Raw genomic sequence first — 1,480 nt, forward strand, 5'->3', positions numbered from 1 at the left:
TGAAGCTAGAATAAAAAGTGGATACCCCGTTAACGAAAGTCATATTTGGATATGATGATAATAACTAGGAGGGTTTCCATGGGTGAACATAGGCAAAGATATAGTGAGCAGTTTAAGCAAGAAACAGTTAAATTTGCACAAGAGCAACAACAAAAGAAAACAATGACAGAGATCGCGGAAGACTTAAAGATTCCACTGAGTTGTTTACATGATTGGATGTCAAAATATCGGGAATTTGAGAACGAACCAGTGGCAGCTGAAGAACGTAATCAAAAGTTAGAACAGCAGTTGAGAGAAAAGGAACAGGAACTAAAAGCGAAAGATCGCAAAATAAAGCAGACAGAAGAAGAACTAGCTATTGTAAAAAAGGCGGTGCACATCTTCAGCAGACCAAAGCCATGAGGTTTCAATTCATTGAGGATCATAGCCGGGAGTTCTCAGTGGTGAAGATGTGCAGGGTGTTACACGTATCCCAGAGCGGTTATTTCAAGTGGAGAAAACACAAAACTAGTCCACAAGAGTTGCGCAGAAGAAGCATCAAAAAGCTTATTACTGAGATTTACGAGGATTCGGGAAATATATATGGAAGTCCAAAAATCACAAAAGAATTAAAGAAAAAAGGATACAATATCACTGAGCGTACTGTGGGTATATACATGCAACAGTTAGGCTTGCGTTCCTGCGTTTCTAGAAAGTTTAAAGTAGTCACGACTGACTCAAATCATGACTATCCTGTTGCTCCTAACAAGCTAAATCAGAACTTTACTGCCTCAGCACCCAATAAGGTGTGGGTCGCTGATATCACCTATATCCCTTGTCGTGAAGGACGTTTATATTTGGCTAGTATTCTTGATTTATGTACACGTGAAATTGTTGGATGGAGACTTTATAACCGTATGGAAACAAAGTTGGTTATAGACGCTTTAAACGATGCTTACCAAGCGAGAAAACCGGAAAAGGGATTGCTTCATCACTCAGATCGAGGGACACAGTATGCCTCCAAAGATTACCGAGAAAAGCTACAAGAGTATGGCATAGAAGCAAGCATGAGTCGCACTGGAAACTGTTATGACAACGCCTGTGCAGAATCTTTTTTCAGTCTTCTAAAAAAGGAATTATTGCAAGGTCGAAAGTTTAAAACTAAACATCAGGCCTATACTGAAATCTATCGTTATATTGAGTTTTTTTATAATCGCAAAAGAATACATGGGTCAATTGGATATGTATCACCAGTTCAATATGCGAATCAGTTCTATTTGAATCTGCCCGCATAAATGATCCATAGCACTAACGAGGGACAGTGTGGTGGCTTTTCTTAACTTGCCGACAACACAGATGATAGAGTGGATGGGTCAAGCGGGCTGGGCTTGACGCTTCCACGGCATCATCTATGATCTTAAAAAGTTAAGAAAAGTCTCTGCACGACCAATATTAAACAACTTTTCGTTATTTTGGTGTCCACTTTCTTGACAGAGGTCCA

The 1,480-nt window shown here is 39.7% G+C and carries 1 protein-coding gene and 1 pseudogene; both read left to right on the forward strand.

Annotated features, from left to right (window positions below; genetic code table 11):
• Nucleotides 1-78 precede the first annotated feature (78 nt).
• Complete coding sequence (locus tag FCI53_RS21130; protein WP_138420938.1) at nt 79-402, forward strand: transposase; 324 nt, start codon at nt 79-81, stop codon at nt 400-402.
• Nucleotides 384-1,274 (forward strand): annotated as a pseudogene (locus tag FCI53_RS21135) (IS3 family transposase); the annotation flags it as partial. The gene FCI53_RS21130 and the pseudogene FCI53_RS21135, both read left to right, overlap by 19 nt.
• Nucleotides 1,275-1,480 lie beyond the last annotated feature (206 nt).

This window comes from Aquibacillus sediminis, from assembly GCF_005870085.1.
Taxonomy (GTDB): Bacteria; Bacillota; Bacilli; order Bacillales; family Amphibacillaceae; genus Aquibacillus_E; species Aquibacillus_E sediminis.